This is a genomic window from Paenibacillus dendrobii (assembly GCF_009807035.1).
Classification (GTDB): Bacteria; Bacillota; Bacilli; order Paenibacillales; family Paenibacillaceae; genus Paenibacillus_AQ; species Paenibacillus_AQ dendrobii.
Window position 1 is genome coordinate 1670302 of record NZ_WUBI01000001.1, and the last position, 24142, is coordinate 1694443.

The following is a 24142-nucleotide window of genomic DNA, read 5'->3' on the forward strand; positions in this document are numbered from 1 at the left end:
TATTCCTCCATTTATTATATTCTTAATTTATTTTAGCTTTAACTTAAGATTTATATTCAAAAAAAATGAGCTAATCCTTTGACAATCTGATCATCATTATTCCTCTCCTGTGCTTCGTTTTTATCTTGATTTAAAGATATATTATATTTAGAATTTAGTCAACCTTTTTTATCAATTTCTTTGAATAACGGATACTCAGCTTTGCTTTCGTATATACTATGCCGAAAAGAATGGAGTCCATTTATGAATACAATGCCTCCGAAAACCGCCCATACCCCTGAAGGCGCTGATCTTTTGGCATGGCAGGCACTTCTAAGGCATGAAACGCTGCAGCTGGTAAAGTCCGGGACGCTTCTGCAGCTGGTCTCCAGCCCCGAACTTACGGATCTGATCGCGCGCAGCATTGCCATGAATAAAGAAGTGTCAGAACTGATGCATCGGCAGTTTTAAACCGTTCTGCTAGTAAGAGGTGAAGACATGAATCCCGTCTTGGAGAGTTTGCTTGGCTTGAAAGCCCTGAATGATCAATGGATAACGGAAGATCTAAGGGACAACAACCTGCTTCGCATGAAGCTGCTGCTGGACTGTTTTCAGGCTTCTTCCGAGGAACAGGTCATGGTTGATCTCATGCTTCAGATCCGTTCAACGATTGAGCTGGAACAGCGTCTGCTGGAACTCAGCCTGGCCAAAGAATGGATTACTGGAGATCCCTCGGCACAATTCGACAGGGATATGAAACAAGCGTACAAAGCTGCGCACATGTTCAACAAACCATAAAAACCGGCCTCTGCACATGGCAGCTGCCGGTTTTTCAGATTGTATATCCATGAGTAGGATCAGGTTTATTCATCCTTCAGAATTTTCGTTGTATCATCGGTAATCAAACCAAGATCGTTATTATACCGCTCAGCGTTCAGAGAACGGTTATCCCTGAAAATATCAATGATTTCTTGTTCTCGTTCCCTGGCTTCCACGATAACCAGTATTTTACCCTTATCCACGTAGCTTTCGTAATCCTTGGCTTCATCCTCCGGGATACCGAGGCCGATCAAACCTCCCACCATACCGCCCGCTCCGGCGCCCACCGCCATGCCGGCCAGCGTCGCCGCGATTGGGCCAGCCGCAAGAATGGGTCCGATTCCCGGAATGGCAAGAGCACCGATGCCTGCCAAGAGGCCTGTAACGCCTCCAAGCATCCCGCCCGTGGCGACGCCTGCCGCGACGCCTTCTGGCGCTTTGGTACCCGTATCTGCCGTAATGGACTCCAGATCCTCGCGATCCTTCGTAATCACTGAAATATCTTTGGTAGGAAAGCCATAGCGTTGCAAGTCTTCAATGGCCCGGGAAGCCTCCTGCTCTGATTCGAACACGCCTACAATCTTCTTCTCATCCATGACCTTTTCCTCCATTTCATTGTTTGTTCTCATATTACCCGCTTCATTCAGAAAACAAACAATACGTAAAAAGGAGTCGGTGTGCACCTTATTGCGGGCGTGTCCGTCTTGTCGGAACGGCTTGCATCGGATCATCCGGCCAATAATGCTTCGGATAACGGCCTTTCAAATCTTTCTTCACTTCGAAATAGCCGTTATTCCAAAAGCTCTCCAGGTCAGAAGTAATCTGGACAGGCCGCTGCGCGGGGGATAATAGATGCAGCGTCAGAGGTATTTTCCCATGACCGATTCTTGGAGTTTCACGAAGGCCAAACATCTCCTGCAGCTTAACCGCCAAAAAAGGCTGTCCCGGATTGCCGTAATCCACGGGTATCCTAGACCCGCTGGGAACGGTTATATGCGTCGGGACCTCCTGATCAAGACGGCTTTTTTTATCCCAACCCAGCATTTGTTCCAAGATGCCTGTGAGCTGAAGCTTTTGCAGATCCGACCGGCTTTTCATGCCAAAAATATATGGAGAAAGCCAATCTTCCAGTCCCTCGAGAAGCGATCCGTCGGACATATCCGGCCACTCGGGGTCAGCCAGATGCATAAGCTGCAGACGCTGACGCAGCTGTTTGGCCTGTTTGTTCCAAGGCAACAAGCTCAGCCCCTCCGTACGAATGCCCTCCATCAGAGCTTTCGCTACCGTCTCCGGCGGGGGCTGCGAAGCGTTGGACTCTCGAAGTATCATCGCACCCAATCTTACTTGATTTCGTGCCTTTACGCCCCCTAGGGCAGAGTCCCATTCCACGACCATTTCTTCCCGGATGTCCCCTCTATGATAATCGAGCAGTTCCTCAAGCTCCAGCGGGGCCGCCAGCAATATCCTTCCCTCCGCCCCTTTCTGATCATCAACTTCCGCCACCGTAAGGTAGTCACAACGGCTCAGCAGTTGAGTCCTGGTAAGCTCCACTCCCCTACCCGAAGCCAGCAGAAACTTGCCGTCCCCGCGGCTTTGGCCTATGCGGTCCGGATATGCAAAAGATAAGAGGATTCCGATCTTGCTCGTGTCCATATCTTCACTTTCCGGAATGCCGATTTGTTTCCGCACATGCCGGCTCTCCTGGGCGATGCGCTTCAGGGCCGTTTCATCGACGTGTGGAGAAGCCATACCGCTGCGTTCCCACGCGATAACCGCTTCAAGTCTGCCGCGGATATCCGCATCTTTATCGATAGAACTGCCACGGAATATATCCCTCTCTTGAAGTAGAGCGGCAAGAATTGATGCAAGACGGCCTTGACCGATTTCGGCAGCCAGCAGCATCATCCCCGACAGCCGGGGGTGCATCCCTAGCTTAGCCATCCGTTTTCCTTGATCCGTTATCATGCCGCGCTCATTGACAGCCCCAAGTCGGTGCAGAAGCACCTTGCCGCGCTCATAGGCTGCTGCCGGCGGCGAATCGAGCCATAGCATGTCGTTTGGCTCCAGCACTCCCCATGCAGCGAGTTCTAGCGCCAGCGCCGTCAGATCCGTCTCCAGTATTTCCGGTGAGTTCCGCTGCGTCAAGCGATCCTGGACTTCCATACTCCATAGCCTGTACGCCACCCCCGGAGCCGTCCTACCTGCACGCCCTCTGCGTTGATCGGCTGAAGCACGCGATACTTGCCCTGTCGCCAAATAAGGCATGCCGGAACGGGCTGAGAACAGCTGCGTACGCGCTAGTCCGCTGTCCACGACTATTCGGACTCCATCAATGGTCAAGCTAGTCTCCGCAATGGAGGTGGACAAAATAATCTTCCTACGATTTTCCGGATCTCGCCTAACCGCTGCTTCCTGTTCCTTTTGCGTAAGCTGGCCAAACAGTGGCCTAATAACCACATCTGCCGAAAGTCCACCTCTCAGCAATTCGGACTGAACCCGGCGTATCTCTCCTGCTCCGGGCAGAAAAGCAAGCACATCTCCAGGATTCGCCGCGAGGGCCTCTCGAATGACCGCTGCCATATGCTGCTCGGGCTTTTGTCCGGCTGGCATGGGCTTATATATTGTCTCAACAGGAAACTGCCTGCCCGGACAATTAATGACGGGAGCCTTTCCCAGAAGCGCAGCAGCCGGTTCGGCTTCAAGCGTTGCCGACATGATCAAAATTCGAAGATCTTCTCTTAGAACAGCCCTGGATTCCAAAGCGAGCGCAAGTCCGAGGTCACCCTGCAAATTGCGTTCATGAAACTCATCGAAAATGATCATCCCCACATCTTCGAGCTCCGGGTCACTTTGAATCATCCGGGTCAAAATGCCTTCGGTTACCACTTCAATTCGTGTACTCCTGCCAGTCCGGCTATCCATTCTTACGCGGTAGCCGACCGTTTCCCCTACCTGCTCCCCTAACATCCGGGACATATATTCAGCAGCGGAGCGTGCCGCGAGGCGGCGAGGCTCCAGCATAATGATCTTGCGGCCCACAAGCCAAGCCTCCTTCATGAAGGCCAGCGGAACCTGCGTCGTTTTCCCTGCTCCCGGCTCGGCAATAAGGACTGCAGACGTACCCTGGTCAAGCCGCTCAAGCAATTCGGGCAGCACCCGCTGTATCGGCAATTCATTCATTTCTCATCTCTCCATGTCTTTCCCGCAAGTAATTGTTCATTCTCCCATTATAGAGCTTTGGCATGCTGGATATCCACGCCGGTTTGCTATAAAATGTACAAAGCTGTACTAAGGAGGGCGATTTCACATGAGCCATAACATCCGTCCGGTGCGAGGGAGATTCGCACCTACGCCTTCAGGCGAGCTGCATATCGGCAATGCCTGGGCAGCTCTGCTCTCGTGGCTTCAGATCCGCAGCATGCGTGGAACCTTTGTGCTCCGGATGGAAGATATCGATACCCAGCGCTCCAGAACGTATCTGGCAAGTCAGATTCTCCGAGATCTGTATTGGCTCGGACTGGATTGGGATGAAGGTCCCGATGTTGGCGGTCCCTATGGTCCCTATACGCAAAGCGAACGAACGGAATATTACGAGGAAGCCCTCAAGTTCCTCAAGAATCAGGGCTGCCTGTATCCGTGTTATTGCAGCCGGGCTGATCTTCTGGCGGCTGCCCGCGCTCCGCACGGCCTGTCATCGGAGGGCCCTGCCTATCCGGGAACCTGCCGTTATCTAACCCCAGAGGAAGCCGCCCGTAAATCTGTACTCAAGCAGCCTTCGCTGCGCTTCAGAGTTAGCCAAGAACGTATTTCGTTTCAAGATGGCATTGCCGGCCAGCAGGAGTTCGATGCAGGCAACGGAGGCGATTTTATCGTAAGGAGAGCCGATGGAATGATCTCCTATCAGCTGGCCGTCGTCGTTGACGATGACCGGATGCATATTACGCATGTACTCAGGGGAGCCGATCTTCTGGATTCCGTTCCAAGACAACTCCAGCTATACAAGGCATTGGGATTACAAGCTCCGGCTTTTGCCCATGCTCCGCTGTTTATGGGTCCGGACGGCAAGCGTCTTGCGAAACGGCATGGTGGAACCAGCCTGGCCGCCCTTCGTGAGATGGGAATGGCCCCTGAGCAGTTGATTGGCTGGCTGATGTGGATCGCAGGACTGGCAGAGACGCCGGAACCACTAACCGCCCAAGAGTGCATCCCGTTATTTGACATGGAAAAACTCTCATCAGAACCTGTCCTCATTACCGATGACAAGCTTTCTTATCTCCACCGAAACTGAACCCGCAAAAAAACCTCTATCTTTGCCTTAAACCTGAAGGTAAAGATAGAGGTTTTTCTATTCAATGCGCCTTACTTCACAGGAGCTTTGGGATCCTGCAGTCTGTCCCGTATCTTTTGCTCATATTCCAAAAATGCCGTACTGCCGCTTAAGCCTCGTTGTTCCATCAGCATCTGAAAGCGCAGCTTCTTTTCGGTCATCGTTTTTTTCAGCTTTTGCTTTTCGCCGGCGTTCTCGCATGCATGGATCAAGTCCTGCAGCTTCAGCAGTTCGCCCTGCAGCTGCAGCTCTTCCGGGATAAATCCCGCATTTTTCATTATTTTATATGACATCCGAAGATCCACGGGAATTTGCGACATATCCTCAAACTCAAGCGGTTTTCCTTTGCCGGCAAGATCCTTGAATTCTCCCCGTTCCATCGCTTGATTAATTCTTTGCTCTGCAAGCCAGGACATGATGCTCATGGAATAGTCCGCCTCCTTCATAGATGGTAAAGGTTTGCTTCACTCTATGTAATCATGTAACAGCCAATGTTGTCAAACCAGAGAAAAGCCGCTTCCGCTGCTGCGAAAACGGCTTGTAATCCAGATTCTTTACCTAACATAGAAGCGATTCCGCTCCATCAATGATGATCTGTGCCCCTGTGATATGGCAGGATTCATCTGAGCCCAAGAACGCCACGAGGTCGGCCACATTTTCCGGATCCCCGGGACCATCCGCCAGCGGCTGGCTGCCTTCAGGAAACTGCACCGGGATGACGATTTCCTTCAATTGTTCCGTCTTCTCCGTGCTTTGATCGATGTTCGTTGAGATGGAGCCCGGGCAGATGACATTGACGCGAATTTTGAACTTCGCAAGCTCCAGTGCCGCCATTTTGGCAAAGGCCACTTGTCCAGCCTTCGACGTACTGTAGGCGGACATCCCAAAGTTCGAGAACGTTCGGTTCCCGTTAATGGAGGAGGTAATGATGACGCTCCCTCCCTGCTTTTTCAGATGCGGAATAGCATACTTCACCGTTAAGAATGTACCATTCAAGTTCACGCTCAACGTATGCTGCCAATCCTCCAACTTCATGTCCTCAATCGGCGAAAGAACCCCGTTGATTCCCGCATTGGCAAATACCACATCGACCGCGCCGAACAGCTCTACCGTTTCGAGTACAGCCTTCTCCACCCGAGCAGCATCTGACGTATCTACATCAAACGCGCGTGCAGCGCCCGGACGAATGGCATTGATCTCCGCTTCCGTCTGTGACGTGCGATCATTCAAAAGATCGAATAAAGCCACATTGGCTCCTTCCGTTGCCATCTTGATGGCCGCCGCTTTTCCAATGCCGGAACCTGCTCCCGTTACAATCGCCGTCTTTCCTGTAAAACGCAGTTTATTGACCTGCCCCTGGCTCATTCGAATCTCTCCTTTGGTATCCTGATTCTATTATGATTCATCTGTCTCAAGATTACCCATAAAGAGGCTTTCATTAATCATATCGTCAAAAACATTTTTCATGCATGTGTTTCTACCACCGAAGTTCCAAAAAAGCGGCGTCATCCTCCAGCCCGCCCGTATGCGGAGCATCCAGCAGTATCTGAATTTGCTCATCAGGCAACACTTGACGTATCGGATCTAGATCATCCAGGCCGTCTGTATACAGCTGAAGGCGCATAGGAAGGCCGTATTCCAATCTGGTCTGGTAGACATGCGGCAACCCGCCGACAGGCCCGGTTAACGTCGACCAGCGTTCATTCGTCAACATCGTAGCGTGAAAATGCTCGCTGATTTCCGCGTCATTTTTCCAGAAACGCAATCTCGAGTCTCCCTGCCATGCCATCCATATTCTTCCTTGCCGTTTTTTCGCCGAAGGGAGCTCAATGCGACCGCAAATATACATTGTTTGACTGCCCAGCTTCTGCTTGTCTTCCAGCACTTCTCGCAGTAGGGCAGGCACTTCGCCAGGAGGTGTCAGATGTTTAAGCTGTTCCGAGGCTGCTCCGGTAATATCCTGCATAAAGCCGGCAAAAGCAGCGGAAGACCACTCGCGGGTCCTCCCCAGCCAGTCCATCAGCGTATTGCCAAGAAACCGGGCCGCAAAATCACCTTGATAGCTCTGCCCTACACCGTCGCAAACAACAAAATTACAAGTATCTCCATCAATATGAACGCCAACAAAATCCTGCCCTTTTTCTCCCTGGATCAAGCTTTCCATCGCGCGTCCATAAGCGTATCTGCAAGCAAATTGCCCCTGATATGTAGAAAGCCGATGCTCGGAGGACTGCGAACTGATAAACGTGAACTTATCGCTAGTTGCCGACGTATTGGTTTTCATAGATTACCCCTTCCTACGCTCTGACAGGCGTTGCCGCCGACATTTGGAATCCGATGGACACGAGCTCTGCGCAGCTTCCCGGAAGCATCATCAACGCTCCCGGAGCGAGTAGATAATCTGCCTCAGCCAGCATTTCCCGGTAGCTCTCCGGCAGTGGCGAGGACATATTTCGCAGCTTCGCCGCATGCTCGTCCTGCAGCTCGGTTTCGGGATGTATCCCTTTCCAGCGCCGCGGCTGCAAAATAGGTTGATCCAGCATATGATCGGAAATGAATATATTCTCGACAAGTACATTTCCATCCGGTACGCTCATGCTCATGATACGTTTGGCGATGGGTTCCGGATCGTCTCCAGTAGCTACGCCATCCGTCATATGACATACCAGCGGTGCGGGACAATCCTGCATATGGGGAAGCTCGGATTGCAAGATTCGTTCAGCTTGGAGAAATGCTTTTGCCGAATCCGAGAATCGTTTGGGGGTCAAATCCGGAAGTGATCCGACCGCCGCAACCTCATCGATCCCCTTGATGCCGTTCAACAAATCATACACATCGTCGCTGTATGCTAAAATGGCAATCCGGTACCGGGGGGTAAGCCGATTCCCCTTGGTTGAGCGGAACACCATCTGGCGGATAGCGAGCGCTAAGGCTTCATAGACGACGTCAATACGCCGCTTGTCATCCATCAGCATGTTCATAGAAGCACTGATATCTATCAAGTAAATAATAAGCGCGGGCGTTCGCTGGGAAGCCTGAATCGTATAATTCATCTTGTGATATAACTCCCCTTTTTGTGTTATTCGTCCAGATTAGACATTGGGTAACTGATAACCCGAATTTGCCAGGAATTTATATATTCCATTGGCGCGAGTGCTGATTTTCCCTACCGTTCTGAAATAGGCTGCGTCCTGTTCATACAGGTTGATGAAGCTCTTGGCATATGCCTTTGCCTTCGCCGGATTATCGCCCTTTTGCGCATTGTACGCCTGATTGTAGGAAGCAATCAGCTGAACCACCTGATTCGAGCGTTTTTGCTGAAGCGACTTCGCTTTTGCCGCAGCCTCCTTGCGTGCTGCTTCTTCCTTGGCCTGCTGAATCTTCTGTTGTTTCTGGTACGCTTCATATTGAGCCTGCTTATCGTACATATCCTGCAGCTTCTTTTTTTGAGCATCCTTTTTCTTTTGAGCAAGCTTTTGCTGGGCAAGATAAGCCTCATACTGGGACTGTTTAACATACTGCTCCTGCAGTTTCTGTTTTTCAGCCTTTTGCTGCGCGAGTTGCTGCGCGAGCTTTTGATTCTCTTCATTTTGCTTGCGATTTTGCTCCTCTGCATCCTTCTGGCGCTGTTCTTCCTGCTGCTGCCGAAGCGCTGCCAACCTGACTTCTTCCTGCTGTTTTGCAAGGGCTTCTGTCGCTTCTGCTTCCTTCTGACGGGTTTCTGCCCGGTCTGCCAAAATTTGATTCACGGTAAAACCGGAACCGCCGATGAGAATCAGTGCCGCAACAGCGATAGCGATCCATTTGCGGGAACGATAAAAGGGGAGCTTCTTCACATCTACTTCCTCCGGCTTCGGATGTAACGTCTCCTCAAGTCCCTGTATAGCAGCTTCCAGCTCGATCTGCATCGGAGAGCCTGCTTGCACGAAATGATGCGCCGACCGATAGACCTCAAGCGCGCCCTTGATATTTCCAGCCTGTTCCATTTCCCTCGCCTGAAGGAATAATCGGTTAACCACGCCGTTATCCTGGCCGTTTCGGCTAGGGCTTGGCGCTGCTGGCGGCAAGACCGGTTCCTTCCTATCCGCGACAGGCAATGCAGCTGCGACTTCAGGAGCGGCATCCTGAAACTGGACTCTTTCTCTTTCCTTCCGCTCGTCAGCCGCCGCCGCGATATTGATCTCATCCTGAAGAAGCTGCTCTTCGTTCAAGGACGACAAAATGACCAACCATTCACCGAATGTCGGACAGCTGCTGACATCCTGACTCTCCCACGCCCGAGTGAACAGCTCTGCAACTTTTGTACCCCAATTGCGTTCCAGAGATTTTCTCAGAATGAAGTATCGCTCACATGGATTCTGCATTTCATGCTGGTCGAAATAACTTTCTCCCCATGACTTATCCACAACCAGCGGATCGCACCAACCCAGCATTTCGGCAATGATAATTGCGCCGGCAAACCGGTCGGCATAGCCACTCCAGAGTCCACTTTGCACCGTACGATGCGCCGCATATCCTGGCGACCCTGTCAGCAACACATCGGGACGATCCATTTTGGGGCTGTACATTTGTTCGACATCAACCAATTCGACAGCCGATCTCTTGTCCGGTAAATCAACTTCAGAAAAAAACGGAAGCATCACATTCGGCGCAGACAAATCGCAGTGGGCCAAGCCACGCTGCTCCATTCCCGAACCAATGCCGGAAAGTGCTTTTGCAAGCGATAGGCTTTCCATTCGTTTCAGCTGCCGCTGGTCGGCAATGATGTCAAACCAGGTTAATCCGTAAACCCAAGGCATCAATACGGCATACAGCAGGTCCGGATGTTCGGCAATGATTTCTCCGTTTCTTTCGGGAGTGAGCACGTCTCGACTGCAGACCTGCAAGCCCGGGCTTTCACTGTAAATCTCCATCGTTTCAGACTGATAGACCATGGCGGGGATACGGAATTTCGGGAAGAACACTTTTAGGGCTTTTGCATCTTGCGGTCCGCCTTCGACTGGAATCAACTGATAGACGATCCCTTGTCTTCCAGCTTGAGCATAGGCCAAACCGGGTGCGGCTGGATGCTGACCCACCGTATAAGCTTTTCCATTGATGCGGATGAAATCTCCCGGATTAGGCTGAAAAGACATAGACATCCCCTCTCTTTATTCATAACAAAAATAGACTGCAAGAAAACCGGGAGTTCGCAAACACCCGGTTTCTGCACTAATATAAGGATTGGTTCCAACCCATATACTTTGAACTTATAAGCATACATTTTATCGGGATTCGTCGACGGTGCGGAATTTCTGGGCAATTGCCGTCAACTCTTGACTAATGCTATTTAGAATCTGTACGTAGGATTGCATTTGCTTGCCCGCTTCCTGGAATTCCTGGAAAAAGCGCTGTTTGGTCATCCCTTCCCATTGACCTTCCATGCCGTGAATGGCTTGCGTCAAGCCAGTAACGATTTGCTGACTTTGCTCGCCGCTTTGCTTGAACTGGTTCGCCACCGTATCAATCTGCTCAGGGGAAATTAAGATACGTCCTGCCATCATGTGCCTCCTTCAAAGTTCGATTGAATTCTTCAAACATCGATCTAGACTATACTATAAATTCCCAATTTTATCTAAAGTCGTTAGTCCTGATTCCTTATACCCGCTTGTTATCCTATTGAAACATCTTCCAGTAGCTTATGGAATCTTTCTTCCTCATCATTGGAGAATCCGGTAAATTCGATTTTGTCGATATCCTCATGATTGAACAAAAAAGTATAGTTGGGGTCGATGTATCCTTCCGGATAGACAACACCCAAATAATCATACAAGGTGTTGCTCTCCATTTGGATCTGCTTGCGTCCGTAAACCATTAACTTCTTCTGGGCGCCTTTCAGCAGAACTACCGATCCGAGCGGAAGCAATGATTTCGTGTGATCCCGTTCCTCCATCGTTTGTTCAACCATCCTCTCTATTGACAATATGTATATGTCTTTTTGAATCCCTAAATCGGAAAGCTAGTGTCCTCTCTTCAATAAGATATACTTATGAAGATTATTCGCGAACATCATGTAAGCCAATGCAAACAGCAACAGAAGCAGCATGATCAGCATGATCTTGATGTTATATCCTCCAAGTGCCTTGATCAGTATGCTTCCTACCAGAATCCCTCCACCGGAGCAGGCCAGAATAATCCCTTGTGACTTTCGAAGCCCTTTGCCTTCTCCGGATAACGTCTCATGTTCCTCCCGGGAGTAATACCCTCCGTACAATAATTTGATATGTATGCGGTACAGTAACCCGAATACGAGGAAATATCCGGCTCCCGTTGCAATTAGAAACCATGGCGAAGACATGCCAAGCGTGGCGTAAGCAAGCTTATTCGCAGCTGCCGTGAAAGCTGCCGAACCCAATATTCCGAGCATACCAAGAAAAAACAAATGGAATGTTTGCATTCTGCCTGGGGAAATCAATACAATCAGGCCGAAGATATCCAGTACGGCAAGTGGTGCCAGCAGCATCCATGCCCACAATGTTTCGTAAGGATCTGCAAAAGCCAGAATGAGCAGCAACACGTTCGGGAGCAAGAGCAGACTCACCGTTTGGGATCGTATGATGCGAAGTGGATACACCCCGGTAAAATCATCTATTGAACTTTGCTTTTGCTGAGAAATGCCGCTGTTCATTCAGGTCCTCACTCCTTTGCTTCAGGCGAATATCCTGCCGATCCTGCCCATTTTATTTTTCACCTGCTCCGCCAGTTCGCTGGCGCCTTGAGACACGGCCTTAACGGAATCCGAAACCACTTGAAGGGTTTCCTTAGCCGCGTGGCTTACACCTTCCGCTGCGGCCTTTGCCCCCTCGACAGTTCCGTCAATGGCTGCATCCACGCCATCAACCGCGTAGGTCTTCAGCGATTTGCCGTTGATTTCAATATCAGTAACAGCCGATATAACGACGCCCGAAGCCAAGCCTACTACCGCTCCCACAGCCGTTCCGGCTACGGGAACGGCTGAGCCGACCGCGGCGCCGATGGCTGCGCTGCTTGCCAACGTTCCAAGCCCCAAACTTCCGTTCACCAGTACGCTTGCCGCCGCCCGGCTTGCTCCTCCGCGCTTGTAATCCTGAAATCCGGAAACGCCAGTATCGAACAGCAGACCCGCATACCCCAGCTTTCCGCCGATTCCCTTGATGGAAAGCGACTCTTTCGCAGCAATTTTCGGATCTACGAATTTCCAGACCTGCGGATTTTTCGCAGCATTATTTAACGTATAGCGAGTCCCCTTGATTCCTTCATTTAACGCAAAAGCTGAGCGTGCTCCCTTGATCGTCGCGACTGAACCATTGTTTCTCATATTGACATTGAATCCGCTTTTGACCATCGTGCCCAGCATCAGCGCCCCATAGCCAAGAGTAGCCCAGCCTGCCGTCGTAGGACCCTCATATCCCCAGCCAACATCTACCCCATTCTCACCTTCGCCTTGTTCCTGCACGGCCGTAACGGCAGAAGACGGATTCGAGATCGGAATATTGCTTCCACCGTAACCGGGAAGAATAGAATTCTCCCCTTGGATACTTGTAGCCCGGAAACTGGCAACTGGAGAATGATAGAATGCCGAACTGCCCAATATAGAATGATGCTGCTGATCCGCAGTCTGGAACTGCCCTGCCTTTTTGAGCACATTTCTTCCCAATTCATTCAGCAGAGCATATAGCTGTTCTCCCTGCTGATTCGCGGCTTGCCACTGATTCAAGAGAGATTGCCGGATAGAAGTTTCCCATATTAACGATCCTAAAGCCTGATTTAATGAAGCAGTAATTTGGCGGATTTGCTCACTGCTCTGCTCCAATTGACGACTTAAAGCCCGGAGTGCTTCCGGTTCAACAGAAATACGCACGGATCATCACCTTCCATCTGATTCTGCGGACTGCTTCAGCCATAGAAGCAGCATCTCTTGAAATTGTTGTTTGCTGGCAGGACTGGCAGTTAACCAGTCTTGATCTCCGCTCATGCTCATGCGGACAAGCCAGTTCATTGAATCATTGACTACAAATGCAGCATTTTGCGTTTCCCAGCTGCTGCCAGTCCATGTGGATAAATGCATTTCGCCTTCTCCCGTCCGGAATTTCAGACAGCGGGCAAGCGCAATGGAACCCTCCATGTCATTCGTAGCATCCGCAAGCTCGTCACATAAATCATCCAACGTGAGCGAGGATGCATGGCTGTATATTTCTCCAAATTTCTTTTTCGACAGCAGCAAGGCAGGCGTCTCGGCTGTAGAGTAATCCTTCAGGTTCATTTCCTCTATCAGCCTCTCGCACGCTTCCTCGACGGTTCCCAGCTCATCTAACCTGTACTGGAAATCTTTTTCGGATTTGCATACTTGAATGACACGTTCATTCGTTGCATGCAGATATCCTTCAAATACTTCATCGTTCTGCTTATACCTTAACCAGCAGGATCGTTCCGCTAAACCTGCAATTGCCACTCTTGAGAATACCTTTGGAGGCATTGCCAGCTCGACGCCGTTTTCTTCCTCTAAAAGGTATCCTTTATCCAGGAGAGACGCTTTGACGACATCCCATTCTTCGGCAATTTCCTCTGCAAGATAACCCTGAAAAGGGTCTTCTACACCCAGCAGGCGGTCAGAACCCACTATCCCTGCCAGAAAAAAGAATTCTTTATTATCAAGTGTAATTGTATCCTGTTTGGAAGCATGAATCGTCAACATTATGAGCCACCTCCCCTCAAACAACAACATGCCATCGGTCACGAATTTCTGTGACCCAGTGATTGTTGTCCCTTTGGTCATCAAACGGAATCGCAGCTTTAATTCTGGTAAATTTCCGCTTAATGTAGTACCCCTGTCCTGGTGGAAGAATTTTCAAGCTCCCAGGGGCATTGCTGGACTCCGAAAAAGGAATCCGAAAGAACGATAAATCGTTAGGGTCTAAAGTCCCGAGTAGAAAACCGCTTTGGCAAGATTTCACATCATTGAACCAATCCACCCCAAAGGTTGGAAAATCAGCCGGAACGCCCGACAACAGCACATGGACATTGCGGTCGCGACCTAGTCTGACAATCGTGCTGAGCTGTTCTTTTATAGTAAAGTCATTCAACTGTTTAGCAAGAATATCCGCATCGTCTATCGCCAACAGAATGGCAGGAGCCTCATTACCCTCGCTGCCGCGGCGTTGTACTTGTTCATACACATTGCCGATTAACAGCGACAACTCTTCTTCCCGTGCGGCGCTCGCCTGCACATGCGGAAGATTCTTTATCTGAGACAAGCCGCGGCTTCCATAACGGGAATCTACCGTATACAAATGCAGCTGTTCCGGTGAGTAATGATATGCCAAAGACAGCATCCATGCAAGCATAAATGAAGTTTTCCCGCCCTCCATCGGGCTGGCGATAATGAAATGAGGTCCTTCCAGCAGATCCAGCTCGAAGGGTTCCAAATCATCGGTGTACAATCCGATGGGGACTTTAAATGATGTATTCCCTTGCATAGAAGGTTTGAAGCTTGCCAAATGCGGCATTAGCTCTTGGAGCTGAATCCGCTCCGGCAGTTTTTCAATCTTCGGTACGTCCACGTTCGGATAGTGCTGCGCGATGGTCCCTATCCGGTTACGGAGTGCAATGGATCGTCCCGCTTCATCATCGCCCGTCGATGGCAGCGCAGCCTGGAATTCGAGCGGAGGAACATGACCCTTCACGAGGCCTCTGCCCGGAGGCATGGTGCCAGGAGGTCTTGCCGGTCTGCCAACCGCATAATAATAATCCGCTGCGTCTGCCAACTCGAATGTCGCGGAATTCGCAATATTACTGCGTACTTTTTCAAAAATATCAGAAATGCGGTTCGAGGTAATCATAAACGTGATCCCGAGATTACCTCCTTCTCGCAAAATATACTCCAACATATCGTTCTCTTCAGGAAACGAATTCCGAAAATTCAGATACCCGTCGATAACAACAATCACCTGCGGCAGAAGAGACGTTTGGGAACGGCGATAAGCAGCAGCGGTCTTCACTCCGGCTTCGGCGAACATTTCCTTTCGCCGGGATACCGTCTTCACCAAAAAACGGAACAATCGTTTGATCCGGTCATCCTCTTCAGCCATCATCACGCCCCCGATATGAGGCAGACCTGTGAAATCACGCATCATGCGCCCCATATCCACAATATAGCCATGCCACGCCAGGGGAGAATAACTGCCGGCCAAGGACATTAGCAAGGTCTGGACAAAAGTCGTTTTGCCGAGTCCCGGCATTCCATATACAGCCCAATGCCCTTGTTGGATTGACATATGAAGCGGCCTTTGGCTTTGATTAGGCAGATCATCGATGATCCCGACAATCCCTTCCATCTCTTCAGTCTGTCGGACCTCGTTAAAGACAGGCAGATCCTCCAGTTCAAGTCTGTCCGGAAGCGGCGGCAGCCATGGTCCCTGAAGCCTCGTTATCCCTGCTTCTCTTGCCTCCGCGGCAAGCTTGTCTATAAAGACTTGCAGCTGCTTGGGAGGCTGTTCCATCTGCAGGTTGGCGGCGGACATGCTCGTTGAGAGCAGGTTTTCCCTTTTCCCGTTAAGCGCGATCTCGGTCGGAACGATCCGTCCCGGAGAATCCGTTTGTTCCACGTAAGGAGCCCCGCTCCATGCAAACTGCATTTCTTCAAAAATCTCATCGCTGCCCACCTGCAAAAATCCTCGCCCTGGTTTATTGATCCAGGCTGCATTCGGAATTTTGAGCATATCGCGGCTGTCACCTTCATCTTGCACGCGCAGGCAAATACGAAAACGTGCGTTACTCCATATTTTATCGTCAACAACGCCTGCAGGTTTCTGAGTCGCAAGAATCAAATGAACCCCCAGCGTACGTCCTATGGCGGCAATGCTGATCAGCTCATCCATGAACTCGGGCTGATCCTTTTTGAGCTGGGCGAATTCATCAATGATAATGACCAGATGAGGGAGTGGTACTCCGCCTTCCCGTCTCAGCAGCTTGTAATACTCATCAATATGCTGCAGATTTCCGGCATCATTCAGTATTTTTTGGCGTCTGACGAGCTCGGCTTTTAAAGATATTTTGGCCCTCTCCATCAAACTGCTGTTCAAATTGGTGATGGTCCCTACGACATGAGGCAAATCTATGAACGTATTAGACATGCCACCGCCTTTGTAGTCGATCAACATGAAAGACAGGTCATGCGGGTGGAACTCAGCGGACAGAGAAGCCACAATCGACTGGATAACCTCGCTCTTGCCTGAGCCGGTAGTCCCGGCAATCAGTCCGTGCGGGCCATGTCCTTGCCTCTCTATTTTATCATGAATGTTCAAATTGATTTTTTTGCCGCCTGCACGAACCCCGATAGGTACCGGCAGGCTCTCCGGGTAACGGTTGTTTCTCCAGCGCCGTTTCACGTCCAGATCCGATACGGTTTTCATATTCATCATTTCAAATAATGACAGAACTTCCGGTATGTCCGAAGCCAAAGAACGCTTCAAGCGGACTGGAGCCATGTAACGCGATAAAGCCTCTGCTCTATCAAGAACAAGGTTGTCCGGCACGAAATTCATTTGTTCAAATGTACCGTCTTCCCGTTTCAAGGAATAATGCCCTTGTTCCCGGCTCACATCCACGATCAAATGGCACTGCATCGGAAGGGCTTCCTTACGGTCGGACAAAATAATGGTACAGGCATCGATCTCCGCTGCATCCTCAAGCAGAAGCGGAAAAAGCGGTTCCTCTTCAATCAACTGTCCGCTGGATAACAGGACTACCTGCACGGGCAGTTCTACCGTCTTTTTTTTCTGCTCATGCCGCGAAGTTTTGCGGCGCATTAACCGCTGGAACAACTCGTCAGCAAGCTGATGGGCCGTGCTTCGGCGGTCCGACAGATATCGGTGGCTTCGATGCTCGTCCCAGACATGCGGGAACCAACGCATCCAGTCCCAATCCTCAGCATCCTTTTCTTCGTAAAAGGCGGCCAGCTTCACTTCATCCGGCGAATGCCGAACCGTCAGCTGGGCAATCATGACGCGGAGCGAATTCATGACCGACTCCCGATCGCCGACGATACCTATGACCTTTGCCTGAAACAGTGGAAGCGCGATCGGTGCATCCGGGACGGTCTCGAACTCTTTCGCCAACTCCTGCGCCGCTTCAATCAGAGGATCTTTGACATATCCGTCTGGCCGCGGCGCTTTCACTTTCATATAAAAAGGAAGATTTCCGGTCCCGATACGCGTATGCAGGAAATCGTCATCCTCGAAAGATCGTTCCCATAGGACGCTGCTGCGGTTTTTGACAACATGAAAACAGACATCCGGATCACCGTGAACTTCAAAAAGCACGTTCACCTGTTCCTTATGCCCTAAGGTTAATTCTTCCCTGTGTTTGCCTAGCTCCGCATGATAGAGACGGACACGTTCCTTCAATTGTTCCTTATATTTCTTTTTATTGCCGAGATAAACAAAGAAAGGAATGGTATAGGATGTCAGCATCATCATGACAGAAACCATCTGAAACATAATATAGTAGTTGTTGCCCATTTTCCCGGACAAATTCATATATATATAAAAACCAATACTGAATATCGTCATCACGGCCGGGAGCAGAATCGATACGAGAGAGAAAGAAGGTTTACTTGGTTCGTTCTGAGGCCTCAATATTTCGACGTTCTCTTCCCGAAGCGTTGGCTTAATTCTTGGCGAGCGTTGATACAACACATTCATGATGCGTCAGCTCCTCCTCTGTTTCCCATACTTATCTATGTATATATCGAACTATATTCCAGTTCATCATAAGTAATTGTACACGTTTTTTTCTTCAAAGTTCCTCCCTTAATCCCCACTTACCCCAAACGACTCATTTTGAAACAGGCTTCTTTTCCCAAAAACAGGCGCTTCCTCATCTGTCGTGGAAAATGCACGTTGAAGCCTTACCAGTGAGCCTTCCCGAAGCCCTGCTTCGGCGATATCCTGCGAATCGCGGATCGTAAACCAGAGCCCGTCCGGAAATTTTCCTTCCAATATATATTGCTGACCGGTACGGGGTGATTCGCCGTACACTCTCATACCGAGCATTTCCTTTAATTGAATGACGGGGTAGTCGTCCGGTACGTCTATATCGAACCATTCTCTCTCCCGGCGGCTTATCGTTACGGTCAGAATCACTATTTTACACCTCTTATTCTCTGTAAATCTATGATTCATTGGTTACAATAACTTCTATGATAATGTATCACTCGTTCATAAACATGTCAATTTGTGACAAATTAACTAGTTTAAATGATTAAAACCCAAATTAAAATAGGCTTATGGAATCATTTTCAAGTGTTTTTGATTCATATTTATGATAAAATATCCTTTTTCATGTAAAATGAACACATATTTTTGACGATATAAGGTGTGAACAAAATATATGAATCTCTGAAAATTTGTGCACAATTTAAGTATTTATAAGCTTTCTTTAAGGTTTTTTTAATAATCGAGGGTTAGAATACCAATATGGAATAACACGAATGAGGTGATTTTCTATGAAAATGTTAATTAGTTTCCAAAACAAGCTGGTCCCAGTCTACTTCACAACCGAAAACAAACAATCCGTCCAAAAAATATTAAAGCTGCTCAGCGGCACCTTAGAAAATAAGATTCAATATGGTAAAAGAGCATTAAAAAAATGTTTGGATTCCTTAATCAGTATTGAAATCGAAGGCTCTGAAGCCATTCTGCACAGCAAAAGTGAAAATGACACGCTGGCACTGTCCCTCTACTAAGAGGGACTTTTTTTGTATCGCAACAAAAAGGAGTCTGTATAACAGACCCCTTCAAATGCTATCGCTTGTATGCTGATGCGAGCGTTTACCATCTTATCGCCCTTTGCGCTTTTTGTATTCGGATCTTGAATAGCTGCAGCAAACTGGAACGCGTATGTTCTTCCGGGCAGGAGTCCAGTTTTCTCAAAATAAATCGATCAATGGACATGCTAATCCTCTCCCTTTAGATTCATTCAGGAACATTTTTCCTGTTTTACATATTTACCCACGCGATTATTTTTTAATCATCGGACCGAACTGAAGAAAACCGTTTCATCTACGGAAGCAGGCGATACTCATGACGGGAATCCCCTGCTTATTTCATTGATTCCGTTTAGCGGTGCAGCACATGTTCTGCTTCCCGGGTCAAGAGCATCATCAACACGTAGATCACAAGAGAAGCGATCAGCAGCACAATGCTCATTATCATGACTAGCATCGGTGCCAGGGGCGCAATAAGCATCATGATAAAAACTGCCGCAGCGACTGCTATAAACCATCTCCAGCGCTGGATCGCCTTGTTCTGGAATTCATGCAGACCCCTGCGACCGGCCAGGTCGCTGATTCCATAACAAAGATGAAATACAATGTACAACTTCAGGATGGTGAGCATGGTGATAAACAAAAAGTAAAATGCCCATGCTTGAGGAGAAGTCCACGATAGGACAAGTGACATCATTGATAAAACGATCATCCCTACCGACATATTCTTGGCCTTGTGAAAATGCTGCGATCTGAATCGGTTTTCCAGTTTCACGAAACCGAGAAAGAAGAGGACATACCCGATTACATCCGGCAATACGTCAAAACCGTTAATGCGGATATCAATCAGAAATAGAAACCCCCAAAACAAGTGTAAAAAACCCACTCTCTCCACCTCCCGCAGCTTTCTTCCTAATTATATATTGGTGAGGCAAGCCTAATTATTACTTCAAAAGAAAGCCTTTACATTCAATATGCATCATGATTGTCTCATCCCGCACCTTATGTTCTACTCCTCATCCATCCGGCTGTTCCAAAACGCAGATTTACGGCGAACCGGTTCCTTGGAAGAGCGGTCCTTCCGGTTCAATTTCCGCTGACTGCGCGCTTCTTTTTTCAATTGGAACTGAAGCTCACGTTGGGTTTTACGGTAATTCAGCAAACGTTTTTCATCGATCTCACCTGCATCCACAGCCGCGCGTACCGCGCAGCCTGCCTCATTCTCGTGCTGACAGTCTGCGAACCTGCAGCCTTCTCCGATGGCTTCAATTTCGGCGAATACCTGCTCCCATCCACCACCTTCATCATCGTACAGCTGCAGCTCCCGCATTCCCGGCGTATCTACCATGAGTCCGCCTTGAGGCAACAGGAATAATTCCCGATGGGTCGTCGTATGTCTTCCTCTGCTGTCGTCTTCGCGGATTCCTTGCGTCCGTTGCTCATCGGCCTCTGCAAGCCAGTTCACAATGGTCGATTTGCCGCAGCCGGAAGAGCCTGTCAGAGCAACGGTTACTCCCTCTTTCAAATAGCCGGTCACAGCCTCTTTACCCAAATCCTCCAGCGCACTAACCGCATGCACGGGAACACCCGGTGCGATCAACTCCATTTCCGCCGCCTTGACCTCCGCATCCTCGCACAGATCTGCTTTACTGAGCAAAATGACCGGACTGACGCCGCTGTTCCAAGCCATAATGAGATAACGCTCCATCCTTCTCGGATTATAGTCATCATTAAGTGAAGTCACCAGGAAAAGAATATCGACATTGGCCGCAATCAACTGTTCCTGTGCTGACTTCGCTCCTGCTTTTTGTCTCGAAATACTGGTTTTACGGTTCAAAATCCCGTGAATAATACCGCGATCCTCTCCCTCAAGCAGCTGCAGTTCAACCCAATCGCCTACAGCAGGATATGGACTGCCGGTCTGAAGGGCATGCTTCATTTTCCCGGACATTTCACCCCATATTTCTCCCTCACTGGTATAAACTCTGTACATCTGGCCAAAATCAGCGATTATTCTTCCTGGTTGGAGATGAGAGCGGTCTTCCTGGTTCCATTCATTTTCCCAGCTCTTATTCCAGCCGTATTGCATCAATTTGTTCAAATAAAATCCCCCTAATGGTGTTTGATTGATTTTTATATAGAAAAACGTCATTCGACGTATTTTCACATCGGTTCGACCGCTTGGCAGCGGAAGTATTCATCCTAAAAAACATATCCTGATTGACCAGAATCCCTGGATCAGGAAAACAAAAATAACCCCGAAGCAAGAGGCTCCGGGGTTACTGCGCCCAAAAAGCAGCAATAAAAAAGCCACGGAGACTCAAAGTCTCCGCGGCACGTGTAAACAAGAGATCCATCATGTTGGATTAGAACATGGGAACCCTCTTAGGCCGATAAAAGGAGACCGATATATCATGAGCATGAGCACGAACAACAACAGATCCAATTAATGTTTTGTTTTTCATGATTTATCGTCTCCTTTCCTGTCATATGCTGACATCATAACCAGTTTATCAAATCAATGTCAAGCCCTTTTTCACTTCACATTCTCCCAACGGGTCCACAACTCGCGCGGATTAAGCTCATAAATGCCATCTTCCCTGTACATAAACTGATGCATAATGAATTCTCTTCGTATCGTCGCAAAATCTTCATGGTAGTGCTTGATGAACTCATTCATTTCTTTTTCCGTATACTTTCGTCCCGGTTCCAGCTGCTCGACCATGTGCTCAAGCGCAATCAGCTTTTTCTTGTATTGGGCAGGAATTTGGCGCAGCCGGCCGTCCTTCGCGAAGAAGTTGCGGAGCACCGCAGCTTTGACATTTTCATTCGCAGGTTCAGACATCTGTTTCCCTCCTTCCTTGATAATGAATTGGAGCGAAGCTTGTGCATGCTGCTGGATAAAATAGCGGTTTTGGGCAAAATAAACCGTGTTCTTTTCCCGGCGTTCCGTAATCAGCGCCGCTTCTCTCAGCTTCGCAGCATGGTGGGTGACCGTTGGCTGGGATATATTCAGCTTCTCCGCCAATGCCTGGCCATTCATCTCCCCTTCGGACAGCAACAGCAGAATGCGAAGCCGGGTGGGATCGGCGAGTGCTTTGTGATAGTTCACGATTTTCTCGAGCTGCATTTCTTCACCCCTCTAAACTTGAATAGAATTGCATCGTAATTCATTTAGATAATAATCTAATTTTATATTTATCTAATTATATGTTTATCAAATCAAAAAATGTCAATTCACAATTTTGTCAACCTCGAATCCCGGGTATGCTGCTGGTTTTTGTCAGTAAATTACGATACGATGGTAAGTGAATTGTTTATAGTCAGAGGAGGAACGAAACCATGCAAGACGTCATTATTATCGGAGCAGGCCCTTGCGGACTATCGGCCGCCATTGAATGCCAGCGCAGAGGTTTGTCTACTCGAATTATCGAAAAGCACTGCCTTGTGCATTCCATATTTTTATATCCGACCCATATGCAATTTTTCAGTACGGCCGAGATGCTGGAAATTGGTGATATCCCGTTTACGACGTCCAATGATAAGCCCTTCCGCTATGAGGCTCTGGCCTACTATCGGAAGGTGGCGGAACATTACGGATTGGCCATTTCGCAGTATGAGGAGGCCCTAACTCTTGAACGGAAAGAAGATCAGACTTTTCTCGTCCAAACCGTAGACCGTTCGGGCACACGCCATCAATATGAAGCCCGCAACGTTGTCATTTCAACGGGTTATTTCGATCATCCGAACTATATCGGCATTCCCGGGGAGGATCTGGAAAAAGTCACGCACTACTTCCGTGAAGCTCATCCCTACAGCGGCATGAAGGTTGCCATTATCGGAGGAAGCAATTCGGCCGTTGACGCGGCCATGGAGCTGATCCGCGTCGGTGCCCGGATCGATATGATCTATCGCGGTGAAACGGTGTCTGAGAATATCAAACCATGGGTACGTCCCGTCTTCGAAGCGATGGTACAGAAGGGGAAAATCACCGTGCATGTCCAGTCTCACGTAACAGAAATCACCGAATCTTCCGTGAAAATCGAGAGCAAAGACGGCGAAATCAGCAGCATTGAAAATGATTTTGTTCTGGCTCTGACCGGCTTCCGTCCCGACCGCAAGCTGCTCTCCTCTTGTGGTGTCGAGCTCGATGGCGACATGGAGAAACCGCTATACAATCCGGAAACGATGGAAAGCAATGTACCCGGATTATATGTTGCCGGCGTCATTGCCTCCGGACGCAACGCGAACGAGGTATTTATCGAAACTGGGCGCAATCACGGTACGCTGATTGCGGAGCATATTAACGCATCCAATTCCTAACCGTCTCAATAGCTGGTCATGCATCAGATGATTCTTGACGCATCAGCCTTCCGCTTAGGGATATTTTCTTACTGGTTTTAGAATACTGCTGTATAGAGGGTATTTATTGTCAGTCAAGATCCAATTCAGCGGGAGGCGATTACCAATGGATATGACGTCACTGATTTTGCTGCTTCTGGCGGCTCTGGGCATTATAAGCAGCAACGCACCGATTACCGTTGCCATGATCGTGCTGCTTCTACTGCGGGTACTTCATCTCCAGCAGTTCTTTCCATGGCTTGAAAAGTACGGATTAACAATCGGGATCGTCATCTTGACCATTGGCGTGATGACGCCGGTGGCAAGCGGAAAAATGAGCCTTCAGACCATCGGTGAATCGTTCTTGAACTGGAAGTCGCTGCTCGCGATCGCCATTGGAATGCTGGTTGCTTATCTGGGAGGACGGGGAGCCTCACTGATGGCTGCCAACCCGACTATTGTCGCCGGGTTGCTGGTCGGAACTGTTTTGGGAGTAGCTTTTTTCAAAGGCGTACCGGTTGGACCGCTTATCGCGGCAGGACTTCTCTCCTTAATCATCGGCAGAAGCTGAAAAAACAGCTTGTCCCGGTTATCAGCTTCAAAGAACAACCGAATTCATATGTTGCATCCACCAACAAGCTGGCGTCGATGATCCAATCGGCGTCAGCTTTTTCGTTTCCGCTTCCTTTTTTACGGGCTACTGTTCTTTACGCTCATAGCCGGTCCGGGTTATTTCCGCCGCTATGATTTCCCCTTTCCCCGCATTCTCTGCTTGATGGTACGCCTCGGTACTTTCATTCAAGCTTGCAGCAAATAAAAACGGAAGCATTCCGACAGCAATGATCCCAAATCCCAGTCCTATTAAAAAAGCTTTTATATTCTTCATTTCCATA

At 49.1% G+C, this 24142-nt stretch carries 24 protein-coding genes; 6 read left to right on the forward strand and 18 right to left on the reverse strand.

Annotated elements, in window-relative coordinates; all coding sequences use genetic code 11:
- The first annotated feature begins 243 nt into the window (after nucleotides 1-243).
- The gene (locus tag GRF59_RS07190; protein WP_160496920.1) at nucleotides 244-450 is read left to right on the forward strand and encodes a hypothetical protein; all 207 of its coding nucleotides are present in this window, start codon (nucleotides 244-246) and stop codon (nucleotides 448-450) included.
- A gap of 27 nt (nucleotides 451-477) precedes the next feature.
- Nucleotides 478-777: a hypothetical protein gene (locus GRF59_RS07195; protein ID WP_160496921.1), complete on the forward strand. Its 300-nt coding sequence runs from the start codon at nucleotides 478-480 to the stop codon at nucleotides 775-777.
- A 65-nt stretch (nucleotides 778-842) separates the two neighbouring features.
- Here the strand turns inward: GRF59_RS07195 and GRF59_RS07200 are convergent, their stop codons facing one another.
- Both GRF59_RS07200 and hrpB read right to left on the reverse strand, forming a co-directional pair.
- Nucleotides 843-1394, reverse strand: a complete 552-nt coding sequence (locus GRF59_RS07200; protein ID WP_160496922.1) for a YflT domain-containing protein — start codon at nucleotides 1392-1394, stop codon at nucleotides 843-845.
- 88 nt (nucleotides 1395-1482) lie between these two features.
- Entirely contained in the window at nucleotides 1483-3978 is a 2496-nt protein-coding gene (hrpB, locus tag GRF59_RS07205) for an ATP-dependent helicase HrpB (protein ID WP_160496923.1), read from the reverse strand.
- A gap of 127 nt (nucleotides 3979-4105) precedes the next feature.
- Between hrpB and gluQRS the strand changes: the two genes are divergently transcribed.
- The gene (gene gluQRS / locus GRF59_RS07210) at nucleotides 4106-5086 is read left to right on the forward strand and encodes a tRNA glutamyl-Q(34) synthetase GluQRS (RefSeq protein ID WP_160496924.1); all 981 of its coding nucleotides are present in this window, start codon (nucleotides 4106-4108) and stop codon (nucleotides 5084-5086) included.
- Nucleotides 5087-5157: 71 nt separating this feature from the next.
- On the opposite strand, the gene GRF59_RS07215 is transcribed toward gluQRS, so the two are convergent.
- From GRF59_RS07215 to GRF59_RS07270, 12 genes are all read right to left on the reverse strand, one after another.
- Complete coding sequence (locus GRF59_RS07215; protein ID WP_160496925.1) at nucleotides 5158-5550, reverse strand: DnaJ family domain-containing protein; 393 nt, start codon at nucleotides 5548-5550, stop codon at nucleotides 5158-5160.
- A 133-nt stretch (nucleotides 5551-5683) separates the two neighbouring features.
- Nucleotides 5684-6490: an SDR family oxidoreductase gene (locus GRF59_RS07220; RefSeq protein WP_160496926.1), complete on the reverse strand. Its 807-nt coding sequence runs from the start codon at nucleotides 6488-6490 to the stop codon at nucleotides 5684-5686.
- A gap of 112 nt (nucleotides 6491-6602) precedes the next feature.
- On the reverse strand, nucleotides 6603-7409 hold the full coding sequence (locus GRF59_RS07225) for a protein phosphatase 2C domain-containing protein (RefSeq protein ID WP_160496927.1): 807 nt from the start codon (nucleotides 7407-7409) through the stop codon (nucleotides 6603-6605).
- 13 nt (nucleotides 7410-7422) lie between these two features.
- On the reverse strand, nucleotides 7423-8178 hold the full coding sequence (locus GRF59_RS07230; protein ID WP_160496928.1) for a vWA domain-containing protein: 756 nt from the start codon (nucleotides 8176-8178) through the stop codon (nucleotides 7423-7425).
- A gap of 39 nt (nucleotides 8179-8217) precedes the next feature.
- Nucleotides 8218-10260, reverse strand: a complete 2043-nt coding sequence (locus GRF59_RS07235; protein ID WP_160496929.1) for a protein kinase family protein — start codon at nucleotides 10258-10260, stop codon at nucleotides 8218-8220.
- Nucleotides 10261-10389: 129 nt separating this feature from the next.
- Nucleotides 10390-10665, reverse strand: coding sequence for a WXG100 family type VII secretion target (locus tag GRF59_RS07240; RefSeq protein WP_160496930.1), 276 nt, complete (start codon nucleotides 10663-10665; stop codon nucleotides 10390-10392).
- Between the two features lie 110 nt (nucleotides 10666-10775).
- A complete protein-coding gene (locus GRF59_RS07245) occupies nucleotides 10776-11072 on the reverse strand; it encodes a DUF4176 domain-containing protein (protein ID WP_237391669.1) in 297 nt (98 codons plus the stop codon).
- A gap of 51 nt (nucleotides 11073-11123) precedes the next feature.
- On the reverse strand, nucleotides 11124-11792 hold the full coding sequence (locus GRF59_RS07250) for a hypothetical protein (protein ID WP_160496931.1): 669 nt from the start codon (nucleotides 11790-11792) through the stop codon (nucleotides 11124-11126).
- Nucleotides 11793-11813: 21 nt separating this feature from the next.
- Nucleotides 11814-13004 (reverse strand): type VII secretion target, encoded by a 1191-nt coding sequence (locus GRF59_RS07255; protein ID WP_160496932.1) that lies wholly within the window; start codon nucleotides 13002-13004, stop codon nucleotides 11814-11816.
- 6 nt (nucleotides 13005-13010) lie between these two features.
- A complete protein-coding gene (locus GRF59_RS07260; RefSeq protein WP_160496933.1) occupies nucleotides 13011-13838 on the reverse strand; it encodes a hypothetical protein in 828 nt (275 codons plus the stop codon).
- A 16-nt stretch (nucleotides 13839-13854) separates the two neighbouring features.
- The gene (essC, locus tag GRF59_RS07265; RefSeq protein WP_160496934.1) at nucleotides 13855-17844 is read right to left on the reverse strand and encodes a type VII secretion protein EssC; all 3990 of its coding nucleotides are present in this window, start codon (nucleotides 17842-17844) and stop codon (nucleotides 13855-13857) included.
- A gap of 108 nt (nucleotides 17845-17952) precedes the next feature.
- Entirely contained in the window at nucleotides 17953-18285 is a 333-nt protein-coding gene (locus tag GRF59_RS07270) for a hypothetical protein (protein ID WP_160496935.1), read from the reverse strand.
- 362 nt (nucleotides 18286-18647) lie between these two features.
- Here GRF59_RS07270 and GRF59_RS07275 point away from each other — a divergent pair, with 362 nt between their 5' ends.
- Nucleotides 18648-18887: a hypothetical protein gene (locus GRF59_RS07275; RefSeq protein WP_160496936.1), complete on the forward strand. Its 240-nt coding sequence runs from the start codon at nucleotides 18648-18650 to the stop codon at nucleotides 18885-18887.
- Between the two features lie 373 nt (nucleotides 18888-19260).
- On the opposite strand, the gene GRF59_RS07280 is transcribed toward GRF59_RS07275, so the two are convergent.
- From GRF59_RS07280 to GRF59_RS07290, 3 genes are all read right to left on the reverse strand, one after another.
- Nucleotides 19261-19794, reverse strand: coding sequence for a hypothetical protein (locus tag GRF59_RS07280; protein ID WP_160496937.1), 534 nt, complete (start codon nucleotides 19792-19794; stop codon nucleotides 19261-19263).
- A gap of 123 nt (nucleotides 19795-19917) precedes the next feature.
- The gene (rsgA, locus tag GRF59_RS07285) at nucleotides 19918-20997 is read right to left on the reverse strand and encodes a ribosome small subunit-dependent GTPase A (RefSeq protein WP_423802951.1); all 1080 of its coding nucleotides are present in this window, start codon (nucleotides 20995-20997) and stop codon (nucleotides 19918-19920) included.
- 447 nt (nucleotides 20998-21444) lie between these two features.
- Nucleotides 21445-22038: a DUF2087 domain-containing protein gene (locus tag GRF59_RS07290; protein WP_160496939.1), complete on the reverse strand. Its 594-nt coding sequence runs from the start codon at nucleotides 22036-22038 to the stop codon at nucleotides 21445-21447.
- A 212-nt stretch (nucleotides 22039-22250) separates the two neighbouring features.
- On the opposite strand from GRF59_RS07290, the gene GRF59_RS07295 reads away from it, so the two are divergent.
- Nucleotides 22251-23231 (forward strand): YpdA family putative bacillithiol disulfide reductase, encoded by a 981-nt coding sequence (locus GRF59_RS07295; RefSeq protein ID WP_160496940.1) that lies wholly within the window; start codon nucleotides 22251-22253, stop codon nucleotides 23229-23231.
- 145 nt (nucleotides 23232-23376) lie between these two features.
- Nucleotides 23377-23820: a DUF441 domain-containing protein gene (locus tag GRF59_RS07300; protein ID WP_160496941.1), complete on the forward strand. Its 444-nt coding sequence runs from the start codon at nucleotides 23377-23379 to the stop codon at nucleotides 23818-23820.
- A 126-nt stretch (nucleotides 23821-23946) separates the two neighbouring features.
- Here GRF59_RS07300 and GRF59_RS07305 read toward each other — a convergent pair whose 3' ends face one another.
- Nucleotides 23947-24135 carry a hypothetical protein gene (locus GRF59_RS07305; RefSeq protein ID WP_160496942.1) on the reverse strand — a complete coding sequence of 63 codons (189 nt, stop codon included), beginning with the start codon at nucleotides 24133-24135 and terminating at the stop codon, nucleotides 23947-23949.
- Nucleotides 24136-24142 lie beyond the last annotated feature (7 nt).